Source organism: Micromonospora mangrovicola (assembly GCF_047200535.1).
Lineage (GTDB): Bacteria > Actinomycetota > Actinomycetes > Mycobacteriales > Micromonosporaceae > Micromonospora.
In genome coordinates, this window is record NZ_JBJZOG010000083.1 from 1 (window position 1) to 21206 (window position 21206).

The following is a 21206-nucleotide window of genomic DNA, read 5'->3' on the forward strand; positions in this document are numbered from 1 at the left end:
AGCGTCTCAGTCCGCCGCCTCGGCCGGCGCGGGCGCGCTGCGGTGCCGGCCGCCGGTCGGCCGGCGGCCGGGCGCCGGGCCAGCCGGACGGGACGCGCCGGCGGTCAGCCGCAGCGTGGTCGACCCCGGCGGGGCCGGGCGGCCGGACCGGACCGGTCCGGGCGTGCGGGCCGGCAGGCCCGCGTCGGCGGGCGGGGTCATCCGGGAGGTCGCCACCACCCGGGCGACACCGACCACGATCGGCGGGGCCAGCAGGTCGACCATCTCGGCCGGCAGGTTCGGCCGGACCTTCGGCCAGTCGCCCTCGGCCACGGACCAGTACGTCGCACCGGAGTCCTCGGTCGCCGTCACCGGCGCGTCATCGGACGTACGGCGGTGCTTACCCATGGGAACGCCTCCAGGAGCTGCCGGGGTGCGGCCCCGGGCGGGCCGCCGGCTGGGACACCCGGAGAAACGAGCCCCGCACCGGCCCGGTGACGGGGCGTGCGGGGCTCGCCCGGCGCGGCTCAGTCGAAGATCGGACCCAGTTCCCGGGTCCGCTTCAGCTCGTAGAAGCCCGGGGTGCCGGCGACCAGCAGGACGCCGTCCCAGAGCTTGCCGGCCGCCTCGCCCTTCGGGGCCGGGGTGATCACCGGGCCGAAGAAGGCGATCTGCTTGCCGTCCGGGCCGGGGGCGTGGATCACCGGGGTGCCCACATCGGTGCCGACCGGCCGCATGCCCGCCTCGTGGCTGGCCCGCAGCGCCTCGTCGTACTCGGTGGACTCGGCGGCGTCGGCCAGCGCCGGGTCCAGCCCGACGTCGGTCAGCGCGCCGACCAACAGGTCCCGGCCGAGTTCCTCCTTGCCCAGGTGGATCCGGGTGCCCAGCGCGGTGTAGAGCTTCGCCAGCGTCTCCCCGCCGTGCGCCTGCTCGACGGCGATGCAGACCCGCACCGGGCCCCAGCCCTGCTTCATCAGGTCCTGGTACTGCTCGGGCAGGTCGCGCCCCTCGTTGAGCACGGAGAGGCTCATCACGTGGAAACGGATCTCCAGGTCCCGGACCTGCTCCACCTCCAGCAGCCAGCGGGAGGTGATCCACGCCCACGGGCACAGCGGGTCGAACCACATGTCCACGGCGACACGTTCGGTCACGGTGTCATCCCTTCACGACTTGCGCGCCGGAGCTCCGGCGCTGTCCCTTCCGATCCTCACCCCGCACGGGATCGACCGGCACCGGAATGAGAGCGTGACCTCGACCACCGAAGGGTGTGGGTGCATGGAAGACTCGGTCCGGACCGGCCGTCACGAGCGGATCGGTGCGGCCGGTGCCGCGGGGCGCGGCGAGACGAGTGGGATGGAGACGAACAGTGCCGGGAGTGCGCAACCTGACCCAGGTCGAGGCCACCGAGCGGGCCCGCCTGCTCGAGGTGAGCGGGTACGACATCAACCTCGACCTGTCGACCGCCGTGCAGGCCACCGGCCGCACGTTCCGCTCGGTGACCGAGGTCCGGTTCCGCTGCACCGAGCCGGGCGCCACCACGTTCATCGAGACGGCCGCCGAGTCGGTGCGCTCCGCCACGCTCAACGGCGCGCCGGTCGACCTCGCCGACTTCTCGGCCGAGAAGGGCCTCACCCTCACCGGCCTGGCCGCGGAGAACGTCCTCGTGGTGGACGCCGACTTCACGTACTCCAACAGCGGCCAGGGCCTGCACCGCACGGTGGACCCGGTGGACGGTGAGACCTACCTGTACAGCCAGTTCGAGACCGCGGACGCGCAGCGCGTCTTCGCCTGCTTCGACCAGCCGGACCTGAAGAGCGTCTACACCTGGCACGCCACCGTCCCCGACCACTGGCGGGTGGTCTCCAACATGCCGGTGGACCGCGAGGAGCCGGCCGGCGAGGGGCTGAAGACCGTCCACTTCGCCGAGTCGGCGCGGATGAGCACCTACATCACCGCGCTCTGCGCCGGGCCGTACCACGAGGTGCGGGACCATCACGACGGCATCGACCTGGGCGTCTACTGCCGGGCCTCGATGGCGCGGTACCTGGACTCCGACGACCTGTTCCTGATCACCAAGCAGGGCTTCGACTTCTTCCACGAGCAGTTCCAGGTGCGCTACCCGCTGCCCAAGTACGACCAGCTCTGGGTGCCGGACTTCAACGCCGGCGCGATGGAGAACTTCGGCTGCGTCACGCACGCCGAATCGCACTACATCTTCCGCTCCCAGGTCACCGACTTCGAGTACGAGCAGCGCGCGAACACGATCCTGCACGAGCTGGCGCACATGTGGTTCGGTGACCTGGTCACCATGCGCTGGTGGAACGACCTGTGGCTGAACGAGTCGTTCGCCGAGTGGGCGAGCCACTGGTGCAACACCCACGCCACCCGCTTCTCCGAGGCGTGGACCACCTTCCTGTCCATCCGCAAGAACTGGGGCTACCGGCAGGACCAGCTCTCCTCCACCCACCCGGTCTACTGCGAGATGCCGGACCTGGAGGCGGTCGAGGTCAACTTCGACGGCATCACCTACGCCAAGGGCGCCAGCGTGCTCAAGCAGCTCGTCGCGTACGTGGGCGAGGAGCCGTTCCTGGCCGGCCTGCGGGCGTACTTCGGCAAGCACGCCTGGGGCAACGCCACCTTCGACGACCTGCTCTCCGAGCTGGAGGCCGCCTCGGGCCGGGAGCTGCGCAAGTTCGCCGCGCAGTGGCTGGAGACCGCGCAGGTCAACACCCTGCGTCCCGAGGTCGCCGTCGGCGCCGACGGCAGCTACGAGCGGGTGCTGGTCCGGCAGGAGGCGCCAGCCGGGTACCCGACGCTGCGTACCCACCGGATCGGGGTGGGCCTCTACGACCTGACCGACGGCCGGCTGGTCCGCCGGGAGACGGTCGAGGTGGACGTGACCGGCGAGCTGACCGAGCTGTCCGTGCTGCACGGCAAGCCGGCCGCCGACGTGCTGCTGCTCAACGACGAGGACCTGACGTACACCAAGCTGCGGCTGGACGAGCGGTCGATGGCCACCGTGGTGCAGCACATCGCCGGCTTCGACTCGTCGCTGGCCCGGGCGCTGTGCTGGACCGCCGCCTGGGACATGACCCGGGACGCCGAGCTGGCGGCCCGGGACTACGTGGCGCTGGCGCTGGCCGGGCTGCCGGCGGAGACCGACATCAACCTGGTCACCGCCACCCTGCGCCAGGCAACCACCACGCTCACCTTCTACGCCGACCCGGCCTGGGCGCCGACCGGCTGGGCCGAGTTGGCCCGTACCGCCCGGGACGCCCTCGCCGCGGCCGAGCCGGGCAGCGGCTTCCAGCTCGCCTGGGCCCGGGCGTACGCCTCGGCGGCCCGGTCCGAGGAGGACCTGGCGATCCTGCGTGGCTGGCTGGACGGCGCCGAGGTGACTCCCGGCCTGACCGTGGACACCGAGCTGCGCTGGACGGTGCTCCAGTCGCTGGTGGCCAACGGCGCGGCCGGGGCGGCCGAGGTGGAGGCCGAGCTGGCCAACGATCGCACCGCCAGCGGCGAGCGCGAGGCCGCGTACGCGCGCGCTCTGGTGCCGACCGCGGCGAACAAGGCGGCGGTGTGGGCGGAGCTCACCGGGCCGGAGGCGCTGCCGAACTGGCGCAACCGGGCGCTGCTGCAGGGCTTCACCCACCCGGCGCAGGTGGACCTCACCGCGTCGTACCGGGACCGGTACTTCGCCACCGTGGCCCAGGTCTGGGCGCAGCGGGACAGCGAGCCGGCGCAGGAGTTCGTCCAGCTCGCCTACCCGGCGTACCTGGTCGACGAGGACACGGTGACGGCCACCGACGCCTGGCTGGCCCAGGAGGGACACCCGGCGTCGCTGCGCCGGCTGGTGGCCGAGGGCCGCGACGGCGTGGTCCGCGCCCTCAGGGCCCGCGCCAAGGACGGCCAGAGCGCCTGACCCGTCGAGGAGCGGTCCGGGCGTCGCCGCCCGGCGGGAGCAGAAAGCCCGGCCCGCGTTGGCGCGGGCCGGGCTTCGTCGTACGGGGGAGGGCTCAGCCCTTGCCGGCGTGGCTGGCGAGCTGGTCGAGCCCCTGGATGATGCCGCCGGCCAGGTCACCGCCGCCGAAGGACGCCACCATGGAGAGCGCGGCGAGCTTGGCGTACGTGTCCGGGATGCGCTTGCGGGCGTACCTGCCGGTGATGATCTCGAGCTGCCGCTGGTTGGGCGACACGGCGATCAGCACCGACTTGTCCGGCTCGGCGAGCTGCCGGTGCAGCCGCTCGGCGTGCTCCCGGATCGGCTCGTCGAGGCCGCCCACGTAGACCGAGAAGACCAGGCCGGTCCCCTGGTCGGCCAGGCGGAGCGCCTCGTCGATGCGGAGCAGCTGACGGGTCGAGAAGGGCCCGTCCAGCACGTTGGGCGGGACGGCGGTCCCCGTCACGGCCTGCTTCTCACCAACGGTCACTTGCGCCTCCGGTTCCACCGGCCGGCGCCTCGACGCCGGCCTTTGCAAGCTTGTGGCTGGTCAGAGCCGGTGCCTGCGCCCCGGCGGCCAGCGCGGTGCCGGCCGAGTCGGCCAGCTGCTCCGGACGGCCGAGGAACCAGACCGGAGTGAAGTCGAAGGGCCGGCCCGGCCGGTAGCGCTTGGCACCGCCACCGCCGCCACCGCGATTGCCGGCGTACGCCAGACCGGCGATCACCAGCACCGCGGCCGCCGGGATGCCGACGAAGAGCACCAACGTGTCGGTAACAGACAATCCCAACGCCCCCAGGCGGAAAAAGAGACCAGGAATCTTCCGGGTCGGACGATCATGACGACGGGCGCCCGATCCCGCTTGTGATGTTCACGTTAGCGGAGTCGACGGCCCGCCAGATTGCGGGGTGCTGATCCCATCCGCCACAGCCGTGCTCCAGTTGCGCGGCAGTGGCTATCAATGTCGCGTCGTCGCCGAACCGGCCGGTGAGCAGCACCCCGACCGGCATCCCGTCGGCGGTCCGGTGCAGCGGCAGGGAAACGGACGGATCGCCGGTCACGTTGAAGATGGCGCAGTACGGCGAGAACCGGCGCTGCCGGTCGAAATCCTCCGCCGGGTCGAGGGCGGCGAACGCGCCGACCGGCGCCTGCGGGGCGGCCAGGGTCGGGCAGAGCAACAGGTCGCAACCGGCGGTGCGGCGGACCCCGAGGCGTACCTGGGCCTGGAGTTCACCGAGCGCGGTCAGCAGCGGACCGGCACCGATCGCGGCGCCGCGCTCGCGGAGCAGCCGGGTCAGCGGCAGCAGGTCGCTCTCCCGGTCGACCGGCACCGGGGAGAGCGCCAGCACGTACCAGACGATCTCGAACAGCGGCCAGGCCGCGGGGCCGAGCGGCGCGGGGACCTCGACCACCTCGTGGCCGGCCGCGGCGAGCAGCGCGGCGGCCCGGTCCACGGCGGCCACGCAGTCGGGGTGGACCGGCTCGTCGGCGAGCATCGGCGTGGTGAAGCGGCCGACCCGCAGCCGGCGGCGGGGCGTCCCGCGGGCCGCGGCCAGATAGCCGTCGGCGGGCGCGGCCGGCGGCAGGTACGGCTCGCCGGGCACCGGGCGGGCCATGACGTCGAGCAGGGCGGCCACGTCGGCGACGGTCCGCCCGAGCGGGCCGTTGGTGGGCAGCCCGAACGCCCCGAAGCCGAGCGGCCCGCCGGAGACCAGTCCCCGGCTCGGCTTGTAGCCGACCAGGCCGCACAGTGCCGCCGGGATGCGCAGCGAGCCGCCGCCGTCGGAGCCCTGCGCCACCGGCACCAGCCCGGCCGCCACCGCGGCCGCCGCGCCGCCGCTGGACCCGCCCGCCGTGTACGCGAGGTCCCACGGGTTGCGCGCCGGCGGCGCCACCCGCCCCTCCGAGTAGAGCGAGCAGCCCAGCTCCGAAGTGGTGGTCTTGCCCAGGCTGACCAGTCCGGCCTCGGCCATGAACCGGACCACGTCGGCGTCGATCGGCGGTACGAATTCGGCGAACGCGGCCGAGCCGAAGGTGGTGCGCACCCCGGCGGTCAGCGTCAGGTCCTTGATCGCGGTCGGCACCCCGTGCAGCGGACCGCGCTGGTCCGTGGGCACCGCGTCGGCGGCCCGGGCCGCCTCCCGGGCCCGTTCCGGCGTGACGGTGACGAACGCGCCGACGGTGTCGCCGAGCGCGTCGACCCGGCGCAGGTGGTGCTCGACCAGCTCCAAGCTGGACAGCTCGCCCCGGCGGATCGCGTCGGCCTGTTTTAGCGCGGTCAGGTCGTGCGGTTCGGCCATACCGCCATCCTGCCCGCAGGGTCCACCGGACGCACTTCTCCCGCGCCGGCCGGGGGCGCCGGCTCCGTCCGCCCGGTGGCCTCCTGGCCGCCCCGGCGGCCGGGGGAGCCCGCCCGGGCCGAAGGGGCGACGGTGGGTCGCGGCCGCTTTGCTCTGCTGTGTCGCGGTCGCGCGGCCGGCGGACGCGCCGGTCAGCCGTGCAGGAAGCGCAGCGCGTTGCGGGAGAGGAGCTTGTCGCGCTGGTCGGCGGTGAGAAAGTCGGCCTTCCGGACCACCTGCCCGACCGGGCGCTCCCCCAGCGGGTACGGGTAGTCGCTGCCGACCAGCACCCGGTCCTCGCCCATGGTGTCGACCAGCAGCCGCAGCGCGGCCGGCTCGAAGACCACCGAGTCGACGCAGAACCGGTCGACGTAGGCGCTGGGCGGGGCGGTGGACGCACCACGTACCAGGTCGCCCCGGCGGTGCCAGGCGTTGTCGGCACGGCCCAGCCAGAACGGGAAGCTGCCGCCGCCGTGCGCGAAGCAGATCCGCAGCGTCTCGGGCACCCGGTCGAAGACCCCGCCGAGAATGAGCGCCAGCACCGACAGATGCGTCTCGGCGGGCATCCCGGTCAGCCAGCGGGCCATCCAGCGGTCCAGCCGGGGCCCGCCCGGCATGTCCCACGGGTGCACGAAGACCGGTGCGCCGACGTGCGCGCAGTGGGTCAGGAACTGCACGACTCCGGCGTCGTCGAGGTCCCGGTCACCGACGTGGTTCCCGATCTCCACGCCGACGTGCCCGGCGGCCAGGCAGCGGTCCAGTTCGGCGCAGGCGGCGTCCGGGTCCTGCAACGGCACCTGGCAGAACGGCACCAGCCGGTCGCCCCCACCCGCGGTGACCTCCAGAGTGAGATCGTTGAAGATCCGGGCCACCTTGACCGCCTGGTCCGCCGGGCGGTCGTAGCTGAAAAAGACCGGGGTGGGCGAGACCACCTGCACGTCGACGCCGTCGGCGGTCATGTCGCCGAGCCGGGTCTCCGCATCCCAGCACTCCGCGCCGACCGGCCGGAACTCCGTCTCCCCCACCATGATCATGGCGGCGCGCTCGGAATCCACCCGCAGCCAGGGCCAGCCGGACCCGCCGCACGCCGCGGCGAGGTCCGGCCACCCCTTCGGTACGACGTGCGTGTGCACGTCCACGACCGGTCCGCGCATCAGCCCTTGCCCGGGTGCAGCGCGCCGCAGTTGGTGCAGGTGCGGGCCTTCTCGTCGGCGTAGAACGCGGCGAAGACCGGCGGCAGGTCGGCGGCGATGTCCCGGACCTGGAGCTCCACCTCGTGCACCTTGTGGCTGCACTCCGGGCAGTACCACTGGAACTTCTCCAGGGTGCCCTCCTCCCGGACCCGCTCGATCACCATGCCGATCGAGCCCGCCTCGGGGCGCTGCGGGGAGTGCGGGGTGTTACGCGGCAGCATCCACATCTGACCCTCGCGCACGTGCACCGTGCGCGGCCCCTCGGGCAGCATCAGGTTGACGTGCATGTTGCCCTTGACCTGGTAGAAGAACTCCTCGTACGGGTCGACGTGGAAGTCGGTGCGCTGGTTCGGGCCGCCGACCACCATGACGATGAAGTCGTCACTGCCCGGCAGCATCTCCTTGTTGCCCACCGGCGGCTTGAGCAGGTGCTGGTTCTCCCCGATCCAGCCGGAGAAGCTGAACGGCTCGGCGATCTCACTCATGACGGACCTCCCGATGGAAGTAGGGCCACGGCCTGCATCTCGATCAGCAGGTGCGGGTGCGGAAGCTGGTGCACCGCCACCGTGGTCCGGGTCGGCCCGGTGGCGTCGAAGAACTCCGCCCACACCTCGTTGTAGCCACCGAAGTCGTTCATGTTGACCAGGTAGCTGGTGACCTGCACCAGGTCGGTCAGGTCCGCGCCGACCGACCGCAGCAGGTCCCCGATGTTCTCGATGACCGCCCGGGTCTGCACCCGGATGTCGAGGTTCGTCGTCCCGAACTCGTCCACCGCCACCCCGGCGAAGGTGTTGTCCGGCCGCCGGGACGACGTACCGGAGACGAAGACGAAGCCCCCGGCGACCTTGACGTGCGGGAACGCCCCACGCGGCACGGCCTTGCCGGCGACCACGCGCGCCTCTCCGCTCACGACGCCGCCTTCAGGGAGACGGTGCCGAGCTTCTCCACCACCGCCCGGACGTGCGCGCCGGGGCGCAGCGGCACCGCGGCGGTCGCCGCCCCGGCGAGGAAGATCCAGCCCTCGCGCAGCCGGACGCCGTGCCGGCCGGCCAGCCGGATGCCCTCGTCCAGGGCGCGGCGCGGGTCGCCGAGGATCGCGGCGGTCGAGCCCACCTGCGCCACCCGGCCGTCGATCTCCAGCAGCACGCCGAGATTGTCCAGGCCGTCCGGCACCGGCGACCACGGCCCGACGGCGAACGCGGCGGCCGAGGTGTTGTCGGCGATGACGTCCGGCAGGGAGAAGGTGAAGTTGGCGTACCGGGAGTCGATCAGTTCGATCGCCGGGGCGACCGCGCGGACCGCCTCGGTGAACGCGCCGACCGGCTCGCCGGGCTCGGGCAGCCGGTCGAGCAGGAACGCCACCTCGGGCTCGACCCGGGGGTGGATGAAGTCGGCGACGTTCACCGTGCCGCCGTCCGGGACCCGCATCACGTCGGTGAGCCGGCCCCAGATCACCTCGTCCACCCCGACCTGGGCCATCTTCGCCTTGCTGGTCAGCCCCATCTTCAGCCCGACCAGCCGCTCGCCCCGGTCGAGGCGGCGCTGCACCAGCGCGGTCTGCACCGCGTAGGCGGCGTCCACGTCGAGGCCGGTCTCGGCGGCGAGCTGCGGGATCGCGGTGGCGGAGTCGGCCGCCGCGCCCAGCTTCTCGGCGATTCCCGCGACGTCCGGTCCGATCATGAGAGCTCCTTCTGGCCGGCGAGGTCGAGTGCCACGTCCACGATCATGTCCTCCTGGCCACCGACCATCCGCCGCCGGCCCAGCTCCACCAGGATCGAGCGGACGTCCACGCCGTACCTCGCCGAGGCGCGCTCGGCGTGCCGCAGGAAGCTGGAGTAGACACCCGCGTACCCCAGGGAGAGCGTCTCCCGGTCCACCTGGACCGGCCGGTCCTGCAGCGGGCGGACGACGTCGTCGGCCGCGTCCATCAGCGCGAACACATCGCAACCGTGCTTCCAGCCGTGCAGCTCGGCGACCGCGACGAAGACCTCCAGCGGGGCGTTCCCGGCCCCGGCGCCCATGCCGGCCAGCGAGGCGTCCACCCGCACGGTGCGGCCGGACGGGGAGCCGAGCGGCCCGTCCCCGAGGATCCGGCCGTGCTCGACGGCGACCACGCTGTTGGCCACGCCGAGCGACAGGTTGTGGTGGGCGTGGATGCCGATCTGCGTCTCCGGTTCGAGCACCTGCCGGTACGCGTCGACCCGCTCCGCCACGTCGGACATCAGCAGCCGGCCGCCGGAGTCGGTGACGTAGACGCAGTGTGCCCCGTACGACTCCATCAGCTTGGCCTGGGCGGCCAGCCCGGCCGGGTCGTTCATGTGCGACATCATCAGGAACCCGGAGACGTCCATGCCGTTCTCCCGGGCCCAGGAGATGTGCTGGGCGGAGATGTCCGCCTCGGTGCAGTGGGTGGCGATCCGCACGCTGGTCACCCCGAGCGCCTTCGCCGCCCTCAGGTCGGCGATGGTGCCGATGCCGGGCAGCAGCAGGGTGGTGAGTTTCGCGGTGGTCAGCACCTCGGCGGCGGCGGAGATCCAGTCGGCGTCGCCGGCCGCGCCGTGGCCGTAGTTGACGCTGGACCCGGCGAGCCCGTCGCCGTGCGCCACCTCGATCGCGGCCACCCCGGCCGCGTCCAGCGCCGCGGCGATCGTCCGCACCTGGTCCACGGTGTACCGGTGGGCGATGGCGTGCATGCCGTCGCGCAGCGTCACGTCCTGGATGTACAGATCCGTCATGCGGTCACCTCCGCGTTCCGGGCCGGCGCGGGGCCGCGCCGGGCCGACCCCAACGCGACCAGCCGCTCGGCGGTACGCAGCGCGGCCGACGTCATGATGTCCAGGTTCCCGGCGTACGCCGGCAGGTAGTGCCCGGCACCGGAGACCTCCAGGAAGACGGAGACCTGCAGGCCGGTGAAGTGCCGCCCGAGGATCGGCACGTAGGTGTCGACCCGGTCGAACTGCACGTCCTGCTTGAGCCGGTAGCCCGGGACGTACTCCTGGACCGTCTTCACCATGTCGGCCACCGAGGCGGCGATCGCAGCCCGGTCGGCGTCGGCGTCCGGACAGAGGCAGTAGACGGTGTCCCGCATCAGCAGCGGCGGGTCGGCCGGATTCAGCACGATGATGGCCTTGCCGCGGTCGGCGCCGCCGACCACCTCGATCGCCCGGGCGGTGGTCTCGGTGAACTCGTCGATGTTGGCCCGGGTGCCCGGCCCGGCCGACTTCGAGGCGATCGAGGCGACGATCTCCCCGTACGCGACCGGGGTGACCCGGCCGACGGCGTGCACGATCGGCACGGTGGCCTGCCCGCCACAGGTGACCATGTTGACGCAGCCCTCGTGCAGGTGCTCGTCGAGGTTCACCGGGGGCACCACGTACGGGCCGATCGCCGCCGGGGTCAGGTCGACCACCGTGCGGCCGTGCGCCCGCAGCACCTCGTGGTGCCGCCGGTGCGCGCCGGCCGAGGTGGCGTCGAAGACCAGCTCGACGTCGGCGAACTCCGGCATGGCGACCAGCCCGTCCACGCCCTCGGCGGTGGTCGCCACGCCGAGCCGGCGGGCCCGGGCCAGGCCGTCCGATTCCGGGTCGATGCCGGCCATCGCCACCATCCGCAGCGACTCCGACAACCGGAGCACCTTGATCATCAGGTCGGTGCCGATGTTGCCCGACCCCAGCACCGCCACCCCGACTGTCATGCCGCCCCCTCCGACGCGGAGAAACAGGTCCGTACCGAGCCGAGCCCGGAGATCCGCGCCTCGTACGCGGCACCGGGCGCGACCGGCACCATCGGGCCGAGCGCCCCGGAGAGCACCACGTCCCCGGCGCGCAGCGGGTCGCCGGCGCGGGCCATGGTCCCGGCCAGCCACTCCAGTGCGTGCAGCGGGTTACCGAGGCAGGCCGCCCCGGCCCCCACGGAGACCGGCTCGCCGGCCCGCTCCAGCACCATGCCGCAGAGCCGCAGGTCCAGGTCGGCGAGCCGGCGCGGCGCGGTGCCGAGCACGAACAGGCCGCTGGAGGCGTTGTCCGCGACGGTGTCCACGATGGAGATGTCCCAGCCGGCGATCCGCGAGTCGACGATCTCGATGGCGGGCAGCACGTGGTCCACCGCCCGGATCAGGTCGACGGTGGTCACCCGCTCGTCGGGCAGGTCGGCGCCGAGCACGAACGCGATCTCCGCCTCGACCCGGGGCTGGAGCAGCCGGCTCATCGGCACCTCGACACCGTCGCCGACGGCCATGTCGTCGAAGAGCACTCCGAAGTCGGGCTGGAAGACGCCGAAGCTCTCCTGCACCGCGCGGGAGGTGAGGCCGATCTTCGCCCCCACCCGGCGGTGGCCCTTGCCGAGCCGCTGCCGGGTGTAGACCTGCTGCACCTGGTAGGCGGCCTCGATGTCGCCTTCCGGCAGCAGCCGCCCGCGCAGGGGCGGGCACGGCTTCTCCTCCTGCCGCGCCATGGCCAGTTCCCGGTTGGCGGCCTCGATGTCGACGGTCATCCCCGCTCCTCGCGCTCGCTGACGACGTTCGCGACGGTTCACGACCGCGGGGCTCGCATCCCCGGCTCGCTCCTCGCGCTCACGATGCCGTGCATTCTGCCCCCCGCGCGCGCTCACGAGAGGTCCACGCAGACGTTGGTGAGTTCGGAGTAGAAGTCGAGCGAGTGCACGCCACCCTCCCGGCCGATGCCGGACGCCTTCACCCCGCCGAACGGAGTGCGCAGGTCGCGCAGGAACCAGGTGTTCACCCAGACGATGCCGGCGTCCAGCCCGGAGCCGGCCCGGTGCGCCCGGCCCACGTCCCGGGTCCAGACCGTCGCCGCCAGGCCGTACTCGGTGCCGTTGGCCAGCGCGTACGCCTCGTCCTCGTCGTCGAACGGCGCCACGTGGACCACCGGGCCGAAGATCTCCTCCCGGTTGGTGCGCGCGTCCGGCCCGAGCCCGGTCAGCACGGTCGGCTGCACGTACGCGCCACCGTCGCGGGCGTCACCGAAGCGCGGCACCCCGCCCCCGGCGCGCACCTCGGCGCCCTCGGTGCGGGCCAGCTCGTAGTAGCCGAGCACCTTGTCCCGGTGGCCGGGTGAGATCAGCGGCATGTTCACCGTCGCCTCGTCGGCCGGCCAGCCGTACGCCAGCTCGTCGGCGCGCTTGACCAGCCGGGCGGTGAACTCCTCGAAGACGGGCCGCTGCACGTAGATCCGCTCGGTGCAGAGGCACACCTGACCGCCGTTGGTGAAGCTGGACCGGACCGAACCGGCGACCGCCGCGTCCAGGTCGGCGTCGGCGAAGACCAGCCCGGCGTTCTTGCCGCCCAGCTCGAAGCTGACCGCCTTCACCCCGTCCGCCGCGGCCCGCATGATCGCGCTGCCGGTGGCCGACTCGCCGGTGAAGGTGATCGCGTCAACGCCCGGGTGCCGGGTGAGGAACTCCCCGGCCGAGCCGGGACCGAAGCCGTGCACCAGGTTGAACACCCCGTCGGGCACGCCCGCGGCGGCCATCACCTCGGCGAGCAGGGTGGCCGAGGCCGGGGTCTCCTCGCTGGGCTTCACGATCACCGCGTTGCCGCAGGCCAGGGCCGGGGCGACCTTCCAGGTGAGCAGGAGCAGCGGCAGGTTCCACGGCACGATCACCGCCACCACGCCGACCGGCTTGCGGACCGCGTAGTTCAGCGCCCGGCCACCGGTCGGGGTGACCGTGGTGAAGGACTCGGTCGGCGCGGTCGCCACGATCTCGGCGAACGCCCGGAAGTTGGCCGCGCCGCGCGGGATGTCCAGGGTGCGGGCCTGGGAGATGGCCTTGCCGGTGTCCGCGACCTCGGCGGCGACCAGGTCGTCGAAGCGACGCTCCAGCTCGTCGGCGACCCGGCGCAGCACCTCGGCGCGGTCCCGCTCCCCCATCCGACCCCACGGCCCCCGCAGCGCCGCCCGGGCGGCGGCCACGGCGTCGTCCACCGTGGACGGGGACGCCTCGACCACCTCGAAGACGGGTTCGCCGGTGACCGGGCTGCGCTTGGTGAACCGCTGCCCGGCGTCGACGAACTCACCGCCGACGAAGTTGCGCAGCAGGCCGGGGCCGTCGGGCGCGTGCCCGGCCATCAACCGCGGATCCCAGAGCGTCATCGCCGCCTCCCTCGCCCGAGCGTCAGCGCCGCGCCGGCCAGCGCCGCCGCCGCGCCGGCCGCCAGCGCCCCCAGCACCTGGTACTGCCGGCGCACCCGGCGGCGCACCTCGGCGTACGGGGTGGTGGAGAACGAGACCAGCTCGTACTGCGAGACGTACCGGCCGGGCAGGGCCCGCTCCAGGGCGTGCTCGATCCGCTTGCGGGTCTGGAACACCGGGGAGGCCACCTTGTCCCGCATCTCCACGAAGTTGGCCAGCGCCATCCGGGCGATCGCCTCGGCGTTGGCCTGCCGGCGGTACTGGAACAGCGGCAGCGCCGCGGACCACTCGTCGCCGCATTCGTCGAGGCAGCGGTCCAGCTCGACCACGTCCTCGAACGCGCAGTTCGCGCCCTGACCGTAGAACGGCACGATGGCGTGCGCCGCGTCGCCGAGCAGGCCCACCCTCCCGTCCACCTGCCAGGGGGCGCAGCGGACCGTGCCGAGCACCCCGACCGGGTTGTGCTGGTAGTCGTCGACCAGGTTCGGGGCGAGCGGGATCAGGTCCGGGTAGTGGGTGCTGAAGTACCGCTCGATGGCGGCCGGGCTGCCCAGCGAGGCGAAGCTCTGCGTGCCGTGGGTGGGCCAGAAGAGGGTGCAGGTGAAGGAGCGGTCCGGGTTGGGCAGCGCGATCATCATCGAGGTGCCGCGTGGCCAGATGTGCAGCGCTCCCGGGTCGAGGGCGAAGTCGCCGCCGATCGGCGGGATGGTGAGTTCCTTGTAGCCGTAGTCGAGGAAGTCGACGCTCTCGGTCAGCACCCCGTCCGCGAGGAGCTGCCCGCGTACGGCGGAGCCGGCGCCGTCGGCGCCGAGGACCACCGACGCGGTCTCGGTGACCTTGCCCTGCGGGGTCTCGAAGGTCATCTCGCCGGTGGCCAGGTCGAGGTCGACCAGCCGGTGGTCGAAGGCGATCCGCACGCCGGGCCGCGCGGCGGCGGCGGTGAGCAGCGCGTTGTTCAGCGCACCCCGGCTGATCGAGTTGATCGCCCGGTCACCGGAGACGCTGTACGACTGGAACTGCGGCTCCCCCTCCACCGGGTGGATCATCCGGCCGCGCATCGGCAGCGCGTCCGCCATCACCTGCTGGTCCAGCCCGATCCGGCGCAGCGCGTCGAGGCCCCGCTCGGAGAGCGCCAGGTTGATCGAGCGCCCCCGCTCGGCCGTGCCGGTACGCGGGTCCGGCCGCCGCTCGTAGAGCGCCACCGGGTAACCGCGCCGGGCCAGGAAGCAGGCCAGCAGGCAGCCGGCCAGCCCGGCGCCGACGACGGCGATCTCGTCGCGTCGCGGGTTCATGCGGAAACCTCCACGGTCGCGGCCAGCGCGTCGGCGACCCGCCAGCAGTCGTGGTACGTCGAGTAGAGCGGCACCGGGGCGAACCGGACGATGTCCGGCTCCCGCGCGTCGGCGATCACGCCGTGCTCGTGCCGCAGCCGCTTGGTCAGCTCGTTGGCGCTGCCCGCCCCGATCCGCACGGACAGTTGGCAGCCCCGTCGGGCCGGGTCGCGCGGGGTGACCACCGTCAGCGGCCGGCCGGCGGTCACCTCGTCGAGCAGCCGCTCCAGGTAGCCGGTGAGCCGCAGGCTGCGCTGCCGCAGCGCCGGCATGCCGACGGAGTCGAACAGCTCCAGCGAGGTACGCACCGGGCCCATCGCGAAGATCGGCGGGTTGGAAATCTGCCACGCCTCGACGGTTGCCGGCGGCCGGGACACCGGGGTCATCTCGAACCGGGTGGCGGCCTCGGTGCTCCACCAGCCCTCGAAGCGGGGCAGCGCCGGGTCGCCGAGGTGTCGCTCGTGCACGAAGACGCCCGCGAGGGCGCCCGGACCGGAGTTCAGGTACTTGTAGGAGCACCAGGCGGCGAAGTCGACGTCCCAGTCGTGCAGGGTGAGGGGAACATTGCCGACCGCGTGCGCCAGGTCCCAGCCGACCACCGCCCCGGCGGCCCGCCCGGCGGCGGTGATCCCCGCGATGTCCATCAGCTCGCCGGTGAGGTAGTTGACCCCGCCGAGCAGCAGCAGCGCCACGGTGTGTCCCTCGGCGGCCAGGAAGTCGAGGACGTCCTGGGTCCGCAGGGTGTCCTCGCCGGAGCGCGGCTTTAGCCGGACCACGGTGGCGTCCGGGTCCAGGCCGTGGAAGCGGGCCTGGCTGCGGACCGCGTAGCTGTCCGACGGGAAGGCGCTGTCCTCGATGACGATCCGGGTCCGCTCCCCCGCCGGCCGGTAGAAGCTCACCATCAGCAGGTGCAGGTTGACCGTGAGGGAGTTCATCACCACGGTCTCCGCCGGGAGCGCGCCGACCAGTCGCGCGGCCGGCGCGGTCAGCAGTTCGTGGTACGGCAGCCAGGGCCGCCCCGCCTCCAGGTGCCCCTCCACACCCAGCCGGCGCCAGTCGTCCAGGTCGGCGAGGAGTTCGTCCCGGGTGGCCCGGGGTTGCAGGCCCAGCGAGTTGCCGGCCAGGTACGCCACCTCGGGGTGACGCCCGCCCTCGGCCGGCGGCACGTGGAACAGGTGCCGGTGCCCGGGGTCGGCGGCGTCGAGCTGCCGCGCCCCGGCCTCGTCGAGGCGCAGCGGCCCGGTCTCGTCCTTCGTCATCGCCTCGTCCTTCTCTGCGGTCACATCGCGGTCCGGGCCGACCACAGCTCGGGGAAGACCACCCGGGCCATGCTCCGCTGCAGCCAGGCCAGCCCGGCGGAACCGCCGCTGCCGACCTTGGCGCCCATGGTCCGCTGCACCGCCTTGAGGTGGTGCCAGCGCCAGTCGCCGAACCGCTCGGCCACCTCGGTCAGCGCCTCGCCCAGCAGCCGCAGGTGGTTGTCCGGGCCGGCGTCGGCGTAGACGCGCACCCAGGCGGCCTCCACGGCGGCGTGCGGCTCGTGCTCGGTCGCCACGTCCCGGTCCAGCAGCTCGGCGGGCAGGTCGAAGCCGCGTCGGGCGAGCAGGGCGACCACGTCGTCCCAGAGGCTCGGCGCGGCGAGGGCGGCGGTCAGCTCGGCGTGCACCTCGGTCTGCCGGCGGAACGGGCGGATCAGCGCCGGGTCGCGCAGGCCGAGCAGGAACTCCAGGTGGCGGTACATCGCGGACTGGAAGCCGGAGCCCTCGCCGAGCATGTTCCGGAACCGGTTGAAGTCGGCCGGCGTCATCCAGCGCAGGCCCTGCCAGGCGGCGTTGAGCCCCTCCAGGTGCAGCGCGGTGCGGTGCAGCGCGGGCAGCGCCTCCCAGATCCGGTTCGCCCGCAGCTCCCGCTGGGCGTGCCGCAGCTCGTGGCAGGTCAGCCCGAAGTACAGCTCCATGATCTGGCTGACCATCAAAAAGGACATCTCGCCGGGGTCGTCGCTGAGCGGCTGCTGGAGCTGGTGCAGCGTGCTCGCGCGGACGTACGCGTCGTAGGGCACCCGGTCGGCGAACTCCAGCGTCGGTTCGCCGCCGTTGCGCGCCGCCCGCGCCGCCCGCTGCTGCGCGGTCGCCGGGCGTACCGCCGTGGTCTGTTCCACCGTCGTCTCCCTCCGAACCCGGGGTAGGGGACATGATGCCGCTGGTGGATCCGCAGATGGAATGCCTCTTCAACGGCGGTACGGTGGTCCTACCTGTCGCTCTGAAGGCTTCCCCGCACTCGACTTCACGGAAGAAAGGTCACCGCGTGGACGACATGGACTGGGCGCTGCTGCGCGAGCTCCAGGCCGACGCCCGGCTCTCGTACAGCGAGCTGTCCCGCCGGGTGCACCTGTCACCGCCCGCGGTGGCCGAGCGGGTCCGCCGGCTGGAGGAGTCCGGCGTGATCACCGGCTACCACGCACACGTGGACCTGACCCGGGCCGGGCGGACCGTGCTCGCGCTGATCCGGATGTCCTGCTACGGCTCGCGCTGCATCCTCAACGACCCGGAGGTGGCGGGCTGGCCGGAGATCATGGAGATCCACCGGATCACCGGGGACGCGTGCAGCATGATCAAGGTGGCGGCCGGCTCGATGGGCGAGTTCGAGCAGGTCATCGACCGCCTCGCCCCGTACGGCCAGCCCTCCAGCACGATGGTCCTGTCGACCCCGCTGGACTGGCACCCGGTCACCCCGCTGCCGCCCGGCGGCCCGGCCCCGGCCGGCCGCCGCCGCTGACCGCCCGCCGGGCCGCCGCGACGGCGCCGCCCCGGGTTTGCCCCGGAGTCAGCGGGAAAGCAGCCCTCACTGCCCGTCAGCAGGATTCCGGTGCGCCGCACCGGAAGGGGGGAATCATGCGAGGGCTCGTGGCACATCGCGCCCGATCGGCCGTCCTGAGCGTGCTCGGACTGGTCGCGGCGTTCGTCCTGACGACCGTCACCCCGGCCCGCGCCGGGGAGAACGTCTTCGTCGAGGTGACACCGAACAGCGCCCAGGCGGGGACCCGGGTGAGCATCCGGGCCAGTTGCGACAACAACGACCGGCAGGCCCAGGTCACCTCGGACGCCTTCGGGCGGGTGATGCTCCGGCCGGACAACGGCTTTCTCACCGGGGCGGTCACCATCCCGGGCAACAAAGCGCCGGGTGACTACCCGGTCGATCTGAAATGCTCCAACGGCAGAACCGCCTCCACCACGCTCACCGTGCTGAACATGGCCCAGCCCAGCAAGGGTCCGGCGACCGGCGGCGGGGGCACCGCGGGCGGTCGCGGCGCCGGGTCGCTGCTACTGGTCGGTGGCCTCGTCGCGGTCGCCGTGGTGGCCGGCGTCGGCGCCCGGCGCAAGACCGGTAGCCGCTTCTGACGAGGTGCGGCCATGGCCCGCTCACGAGGCAGGCACGACCGCACCGCAGCGGCAGCCGGCGCGCAGACCGCTGGTCGCCGGGGCGGCCGGCACCGACGCCGGGCGCCGTCCGGTACCCGGCTGCGGTCCGGCCTGCGGCTGGTGTCCCGCGCGTCGCGCCGGTTCGCCCGCGCCGCCGGGCACGCCTTCTCGGCCAGCGTCACCACCGCCGACCCGCAGGCCCGGCCGGTGCCGGTCCGCACCACCCGGTACGCCGGCCGGCGCTACGCCGGCCAGCACGGACCGGGCGCGCCGGTGCTGGTGGTCGCGGCGCTGATGGTGCTCATCGTGGCCATGCTGGGGGTGGAGCGGGTGACCGGGGTCAGCGTGCTGCCGGAGCAGCTCAGCGCCGGGCTGCGTCCACCACCGAAGAAGTTCCCGGTGCTGGCGGCCAGCCCGCCGACCGACCTCACGATCGACAAGATCCAGCTGCGGGCCCCGGTGCACCGGGTCGGCATCGCCCCCGACGGGACCATCGCCGTGCCGGACGTCGGCAAGGCCGGTGAGGCCGGCTGGTACGAGCAGGGCCCCACCCCGGGCCAGTACGGCCCGGCGGTGATCGTGGGGCATGTCGACACCACCACCGGGCCGGCAGTCTTTCACGACCTGAAGAACCTCGACGACGGCGACCGGATCGAGGTGACCCGCGCGGACCGTTCGGTGGCGGTCTTCGAGGTCACCCAGGTCAAGCGGTACGGCAAGGAGCGACTCCCGGTCGAGGAGATCTACGGCGACTTCAGCCGGCCGAACCTGCGGCTGATCACCTGCGGTGGCCGGTGGGTGGGCGGCGAGACCGGGTACGCCGACAACCTCGTGGTCTACGCGTCGCTGGTGAAGGCGCGCGGCCGGTGAACGGCCGCTCAGGCCGCCTCGGGCTCGGGTTCACGCAGGTCGAGCCAGTCCGCCCAGCGCGGGTCCGGCGCCCGGTGGCCGAGCACCCGCCATGCCGTGCCCTTGGGGGCGGCCGGCATGATGTGCAGCCGCCAGCCCAGCTCGGCGGGGGTCTTGTCGCCCTTCGTGTGGTTGCAGCGGGCGCACGCCGCCACCACGTTCTCCCAGGCGTGCCGACCGCCCCGGCTACGCGGGAAGACGTGGTCGATGGTCTCCGCTGGCCCGCGGCAGTAGGCGCACCGCCAGCCGTCCCGGGCGAAGATCGCCCGGCGGGAGAGCCCCACGTGGGTCCGGTAGGGCACGCGCACGAAGCGGGTCAGCCGGACCACCGAGGGGACCGGGAGCGCGTTGCGCGCGCTGTGCAGGATCCCGTCGCCGTCGGCGACGCAGACGGCCTTGGCGGAGAGCACGAGGATGGCGGCACGACGTACCGACACGACACACAGCGGCTCGTAGGTGGCGTTGAGAACGAGTGCACCGGAGCCCACCGTGGGTCGTATGTCAGGCATCGCGCTCACCCTTCCCGGTCCAGCCGCTCCCGCCGCTGCCGCGCCGGCACCGCTCCCGCAGGCAGCGGGAAACGACACCGACGCCGGTCGGGGATCACCGACGTCCGTTGCGCCAATCGTCCCTGATCGCGCCCCGGAATGCACGCACTAATCCGGGGTACCTCGGGAAGCGTCCTCCGGCCGTGGCACGATGACCGGTTCCGCCCGGGATGATCAGCGGTAGAGCATTCCCCAGCCGGACGGTGGGTCCACAGCCGGGGCGCCGCCGCCGTGCGGTACGAAAGCAGGGTGAGTGCCGCCAACCTGATGCTGCGCGCCCTGGCCGCCGCACCCTATCCGGCCCCGAGCCCGTCGGCCGACTGCCGCGCCGACACCTGGTGCAAGAGCGTCTACGAGATCACCGGTTCCGCCTGGTTCGCCGAGGGCAGCTACTGGATCGTCCTCAAGCCGCTGCGGATCGTCCTGATCCTGCTGTTCGCGGTCACCGCCCGCTGGGCGCTGCACCGGACCATCAACCGGCTGGTCCGGACGACCACCGCGGGGTCGGTGCCCACCCTGCTCCGTCCGCTGCGGGAGCGGATCCCCAGCGCCTCGCTCGACCCGGAGCAGTTCGTGCCCGAGCGCCGCCGGCAGCGCGCCGAGGCGATCGGCTCGGTGCTGCGCAGCATGGTCACCGCGTTCGTCTTCGGCATCGCGCTGCTGATGGTGCTGAAGGAGTTCAGCTTCGATCTGGCCCCGCTGCTGGCCAGCGCCGGAATCGCCGGCGTGGCCCTCGGCTTCGGCGCGCAGAGCCTGGTCAAGGACCTGATCGCCGGCCTGTTCATGCTGATCGAGGACCAGTACGGGGTCGGCGACACCGTCGACCTGGGCGAGGCGACCGGGGTGGTCGAGGCGGTGGGCCTGCGGGTCACCACGGTGCGGGACGCCCGCGGCGTGCTCTGGTACATCCGTAACGGAGAGATCATCCGGGTCGGCAACAGAAGCCAGGGTTGGGCCCTGGTGGTGGTCGACCTGCCGATCGGCTTCGCCGGCACCGAGGAGGCCACCGCGGTGCTGCGGACGGCCGCGGCCTCGGTGGCGATGGACCCGGAGCTGGCACCGCAGATCGTGGAGGAGCCGGCCGTGCTCGGCGTCGAACAGATCACGGTCGACGGGGCGGTGATCCGTACGGTGGTCAAGACGACCTCCGACGCCCAGTTCACGGTCGCCCGCGAGCTGCGCCGCCGGCTGGCCGAGGCGCTGGAGAACTCGGGTATCACCGCCCAGATCGCGGCGGCCCGGCTATATCCAGGAGTCCCGGTCCGCGTCCCGGCGTCAGGCGAGACGGGCACCGCCGGGGCGACCTGACGGCCGCCACCCGATCCCTCGGGCGGGACGATTTCGGGGGTCGCGCACCGCGCGGCCCCTCAGGTATCGTCCGTTCGTTCAGTCGGAGATGCG

22 protein-coding genes are annotated in these 21206 nt (G+C 73.0%); 5 read left to right on the forward strand and 17 right to left on the reverse strand.

Annotated elements, in window-relative coordinates; all coding sequences use genetic code 11:
• Positions 1-6: 6 nt before the first annotated feature.
• Positions 7-387, reverse strand: coding sequence for a hypothetical protein (locus ACL02O_RS25600; protein ID WP_412820709.1), 381 nt, complete (start codon positions 385-387; stop codon positions 7-9).
• Between the two features lie 119 nt (positions 388-506).
• On the reverse strand, positions 507-1130 hold the full coding sequence (locus ACL02O_RS25605) for a mycothiol-dependent nitroreductase Rv2466c family protein (protein WP_412820710.1): 624 nt from the start codon (positions 1128-1130) through the stop codon (positions 507-509).
• Between the two features lie 224 nt (positions 1131-1354).
• Here ACL02O_RS25605 and pepN point away from each other — a divergent pair, with 224 nt between their 5' ends.
• Positions 1355-3901, forward strand: a complete 2547-nt coding sequence (gene pepN / locus ACL02O_RS25610; protein WP_412820711.1) for an aminopeptidase N — start codon at positions 1355-1357, stop codon at positions 3899-3901.
• Positions 3902-3995: 94 nt separating this feature from the next.
• Here pepN and ACL02O_RS25615 read toward each other — a convergent pair whose 3' ends face one another.
• From ACL02O_RS25615 to ACL02O_RS25680, 14 genes are all read right to left on the reverse strand, one after another.
• Positions 3996-4409, reverse strand: a complete 414-nt coding sequence (locus tag ACL02O_RS25615; RefSeq protein ID WP_412820712.1) for a DUF5130 family protein — start codon at positions 4407-4409, stop codon at positions 3996-3998.
• Positions 4396-4701 carry an aa3-type cytochrome oxidase subunit CtaJ gene (gene ctaJ / locus ACL02O_RS25620; RefSeq protein ID WP_459560892.1) on the reverse strand — a complete coding sequence of 102 codons (306 nt, stop codon included), beginning with the start codon at positions 4699-4701 and terminating at the stop codon, positions 4396-4398. Before ctaJ ends, ACL02O_RS25615 begins: the two co-directional genes overlap by 14 nt.
• 52 nt (positions 4702-4753) lie before the next feature.
• On the reverse strand, positions 4754-6217 hold the full coding sequence (locus tag ACL02O_RS25625) for an amidase (protein WP_412820713.1): 1464 nt from the start codon (positions 6215-6217) through the stop codon (positions 4754-4756).
• A 191-nt stretch (positions 6218-6408) separates the two neighbouring features.
• The gene (locus ACL02O_RS25630) at positions 6409-7410 is read right to left on the reverse strand and encodes an amidohydrolase family protein (RefSeq protein WP_412820714.1); all 1002 of its coding nucleotides are present in this window, start codon (positions 7408-7410) and stop codon (positions 6409-6411) included.
• A complete protein-coding gene (locus ACL02O_RS25635) occupies positions 7410-7934 on the reverse strand; it encodes a 3-hydroxyanthranilate 3,4-dioxygenase (RefSeq protein ID WP_412820715.1) in 525 nt (174 codons plus the stop codon). Before ACL02O_RS25635 ends, ACL02O_RS25630 begins: the two co-directional genes overlap by 1 nt.
• Entirely contained in the window at positions 7931-8359 is a 429-nt protein-coding gene (locus ACL02O_RS25640; protein ID WP_412820716.1) for a RidA family protein, read from the reverse strand. Before ACL02O_RS25640 ends, ACL02O_RS25635 begins: the two co-directional genes overlap by 4 nt.
• Positions 8356-9129 carry a 2-keto-4-pentenoate hydratase gene (locus ACL02O_RS25645; RefSeq protein WP_412820717.1) on the reverse strand — a complete coding sequence of 258 codons (774 nt, stop codon included), beginning with the start codon at positions 9127-9129 and terminating at the stop codon, positions 8356-8358. Before ACL02O_RS25645 ends, ACL02O_RS25640 begins: the two co-directional genes overlap by 4 nt.
• Positions 9126-10184, reverse strand: coding sequence for a 4-hydroxy-2-oxovalerate aldolase (gene dmpG / locus ACL02O_RS25650; RefSeq protein WP_412820718.1), 1059 nt, complete (start codon positions 10182-10184; stop codon positions 9126-9128). The genes ACL02O_RS25645 and dmpG overlap by 4 nt, the downstream gene beginning before the upstream one ends.
• Positions 10181-11143 carry an acetaldehyde dehydrogenase (acetylating) gene (locus tag ACL02O_RS25655; protein ID WP_412820719.1) on the reverse strand — a complete coding sequence of 321 codons (963 nt, stop codon included), beginning with the start codon at positions 11141-11143 and terminating at the stop codon, positions 10181-10183. The genes dmpG and ACL02O_RS25655 overlap by 4 nt, the downstream gene beginning before the upstream one ends.
• Positions 11140-11940 carry a 2-keto-4-pentenoate hydratase gene (locus ACL02O_RS25660; RefSeq protein ID WP_412820720.1) on the reverse strand — a complete coding sequence of 267 codons (801 nt, stop codon included), beginning with the start codon at positions 11938-11940 and terminating at the stop codon, positions 11140-11142. The genes ACL02O_RS25655 and ACL02O_RS25660 overlap by 4 nt, the downstream gene beginning before the upstream one ends.
• A 113-nt stretch (positions 11941-12053) precedes the next feature.
• A complete protein-coding gene (locus ACL02O_RS25665; protein WP_412820735.1) occupies positions 12054-13535 on the reverse strand; it encodes a 2-hydroxymuconic semialdehyde dehydrogenase in 1482 nt (493 codons plus the stop codon).
• Between the two features lie 20 nt (positions 13536-13555).
• Positions 13556-14890 carry an FAD-dependent oxidoreductase gene (locus ACL02O_RS25670; protein WP_412820721.1) on the reverse strand — a complete coding sequence of 445 codons (1335 nt, stop codon included), beginning with the start codon at positions 14888-14890 and terminating at the stop codon, positions 13556-13558.
• Entirely contained in the window at positions 14887-16188 is a 1302-nt protein-coding gene (gene kynU, locus ACL02O_RS25675) for a kynureninase (RefSeq protein WP_412820722.1), read from the reverse strand. The genes ACL02O_RS25670 and kynU overlap by 4 nt, the downstream gene beginning before the upstream one ends.
• Positions 16189-16208: 20 nt before the next feature.
• Positions 16209-17087 carry a tryptophan 2,3-dioxygenase gene (locus tag ACL02O_RS25680; RefSeq protein ID WP_412820723.1) on the reverse strand — a complete coding sequence of 293 codons (879 nt, stop codon included), beginning with the start codon at positions 17085-17087 and terminating at the stop codon, positions 16209-16211.
• Between the two features lie 146 nt (positions 17088-17233).
• On the opposite strand from ACL02O_RS25680, the gene ACL02O_RS25685 reads away from it, so the two are divergent.
• From ACL02O_RS25685 to ACL02O_RS25695, 3 genes are all read left to right on the forward strand, one after another.
• On the forward strand, positions 17234-17704 hold the full coding sequence (locus ACL02O_RS25685) for an Lrp/AsnC family transcriptional regulator (protein WP_412820724.1): 471 nt from the start codon (positions 17234-17236) through the stop codon (positions 17702-17704).
• 116 nt (positions 17705-17820) lie between these two features.
• Positions 17821-18327, forward strand: coding sequence for a hypothetical protein (locus ACL02O_RS25690; protein ID WP_412820725.1), 507 nt, complete (start codon positions 17821-17823; stop codon positions 18325-18327).
• Between the two features lie 12 nt (positions 18328-18339).
• Positions 18340-19218 (forward strand): class F sortase, encoded by an 879-nt coding sequence (locus ACL02O_RS25695; protein WP_412820726.1) that lies wholly within the window; start codon positions 18340-18342, stop codon positions 19216-19218.
• 8 nt (positions 19219-19226) lie between these two features.
• Here the strand turns inward: ACL02O_RS25695 and ACL02O_RS25700 are convergent, their stop codons facing one another.
• Positions 19227-19766 (reverse strand): HNH endonuclease, encoded by a 540-nt coding sequence (locus ACL02O_RS25700; RefSeq protein WP_412820727.1) that lies wholly within the window; start codon positions 19764-19766, stop codon positions 19227-19229.
• Between the two features lie 306 nt (positions 19767-20072).
• Between ACL02O_RS25700 and ACL02O_RS25705 the strand changes: the two genes are divergently transcribed.
• Positions 20073-21113, forward strand: coding sequence for a mechanosensitive ion channel family protein (locus ACL02O_RS25705; protein WP_412820736.1), 1041 nt, complete (start codon positions 20073-20075; stop codon positions 21111-21113).
• Positions 21114-21206 lie beyond the last annotated feature (93 nt).

Excerpts from the sequence above, each read along its gene's own strand:
- dmpG (WP_412820718.1), bottom strand. The coding sequence starts at position 10,184 with ATGACGGATCTGTACATCCAGGACGTGACGCTGCGCGACGGCATGCAC.
- ACL02O_RS25705 (WP_412820736.1), top strand. The coding sequence starts at position 20,073 with ATGCTGCGCGCCCTGGCCGCCGCACCCTATCCGGCCCCGAGCCCGTCG.
- ACL02O_RS25630 (WP_412820714.1), bottom strand. The coding sequence starts at position 7,410 with ATGCGCGGACCGGTCGTGGACGTGCACACGCACGTCGTACCGAAGGGG.
- ACL02O_RS25670 (WP_412820721.1), bottom strand. The coding sequence starts at position 14,890 with ATGAACCCGCGACGCGACGAGATCGCCGTCGTCGGCGCCGGGCTGGCC.
- ACL02O_RS25690 (WP_412820725.1), top strand. The coding sequence starts at position 17,821 with ATGCGAGGGCTCGTGGCACATCGCGCCCGATCGGCCGTCCTGAGCGTG.
- ACL02O_RS25635 (WP_412820715.1), bottom strand. The coding sequence starts at position 7,934 with ATGAGTGAGATCGCCGAGCCGTTCAGCTTCTCCGGCTGGATCGGGGAG.
- ACL02O_RS25695 (WP_412820726.1), top strand. The coding sequence starts at position 18,340 with ATGGCCCGCTCACGAGGCAGGCACGACCGCACCGCAGCGGCAGCCGGC.
- ACL02O_RS25665 (WP_412820735.1), bottom strand. The coding sequence starts at position 13,535 with ATGGCCGGGCACGCGCCCGACGGCCCCGGCCTGCTGCGCAACTTCGTC.
- kynU (WP_412820722.1), bottom strand. The coding sequence starts at position 16,188 with ATGACGAAGGACGAGACCGGGCCGCTGCGCCTCGACGAGGCCGGGGCG.
- ACL02O_RS25700 (WP_412820727.1), bottom strand. The coding sequence starts at position 19,766 with ATGCCTGACATACGACCCACGGTGGGCTCCGGTGCACTCGTTCTCAAC.
- ACL02O_RS25600 (WP_412820709.1), bottom strand. The coding sequence starts at position 387 with ATGGGTAAGCACCGCCGTACGTCCGATGACGCGCCGGTGACGGCGACC.
- ACL02O_RS25660 (WP_412820720.1), bottom strand. The coding sequence starts at position 11,940 with ATGACCGTCGACATCGAGGCCGCCAACCGGGAACTGGCCATGGCGCGG.
- ACL02O_RS25625 (WP_412820713.1), bottom strand. The coding sequence starts at position 6,217 with ATGGCCGAACCGCACGACCTGACCGCGCTAAAACAGGCCGACGCGATC.
- ACL02O_RS25645 (WP_412820717.1), bottom strand. The coding sequence starts at position 9,129 with ATGATCGGACCGGACGTCGCGGGAATCGCCGAGAAGCTGGGCGCGGCG.
- ACL02O_RS25655 (WP_412820719.1), bottom strand. The coding sequence starts at position 11,143 with ATGACAGTCGGGGTGGCGGTGCTGGGGTCGGGCAACATCGGCACCGAC.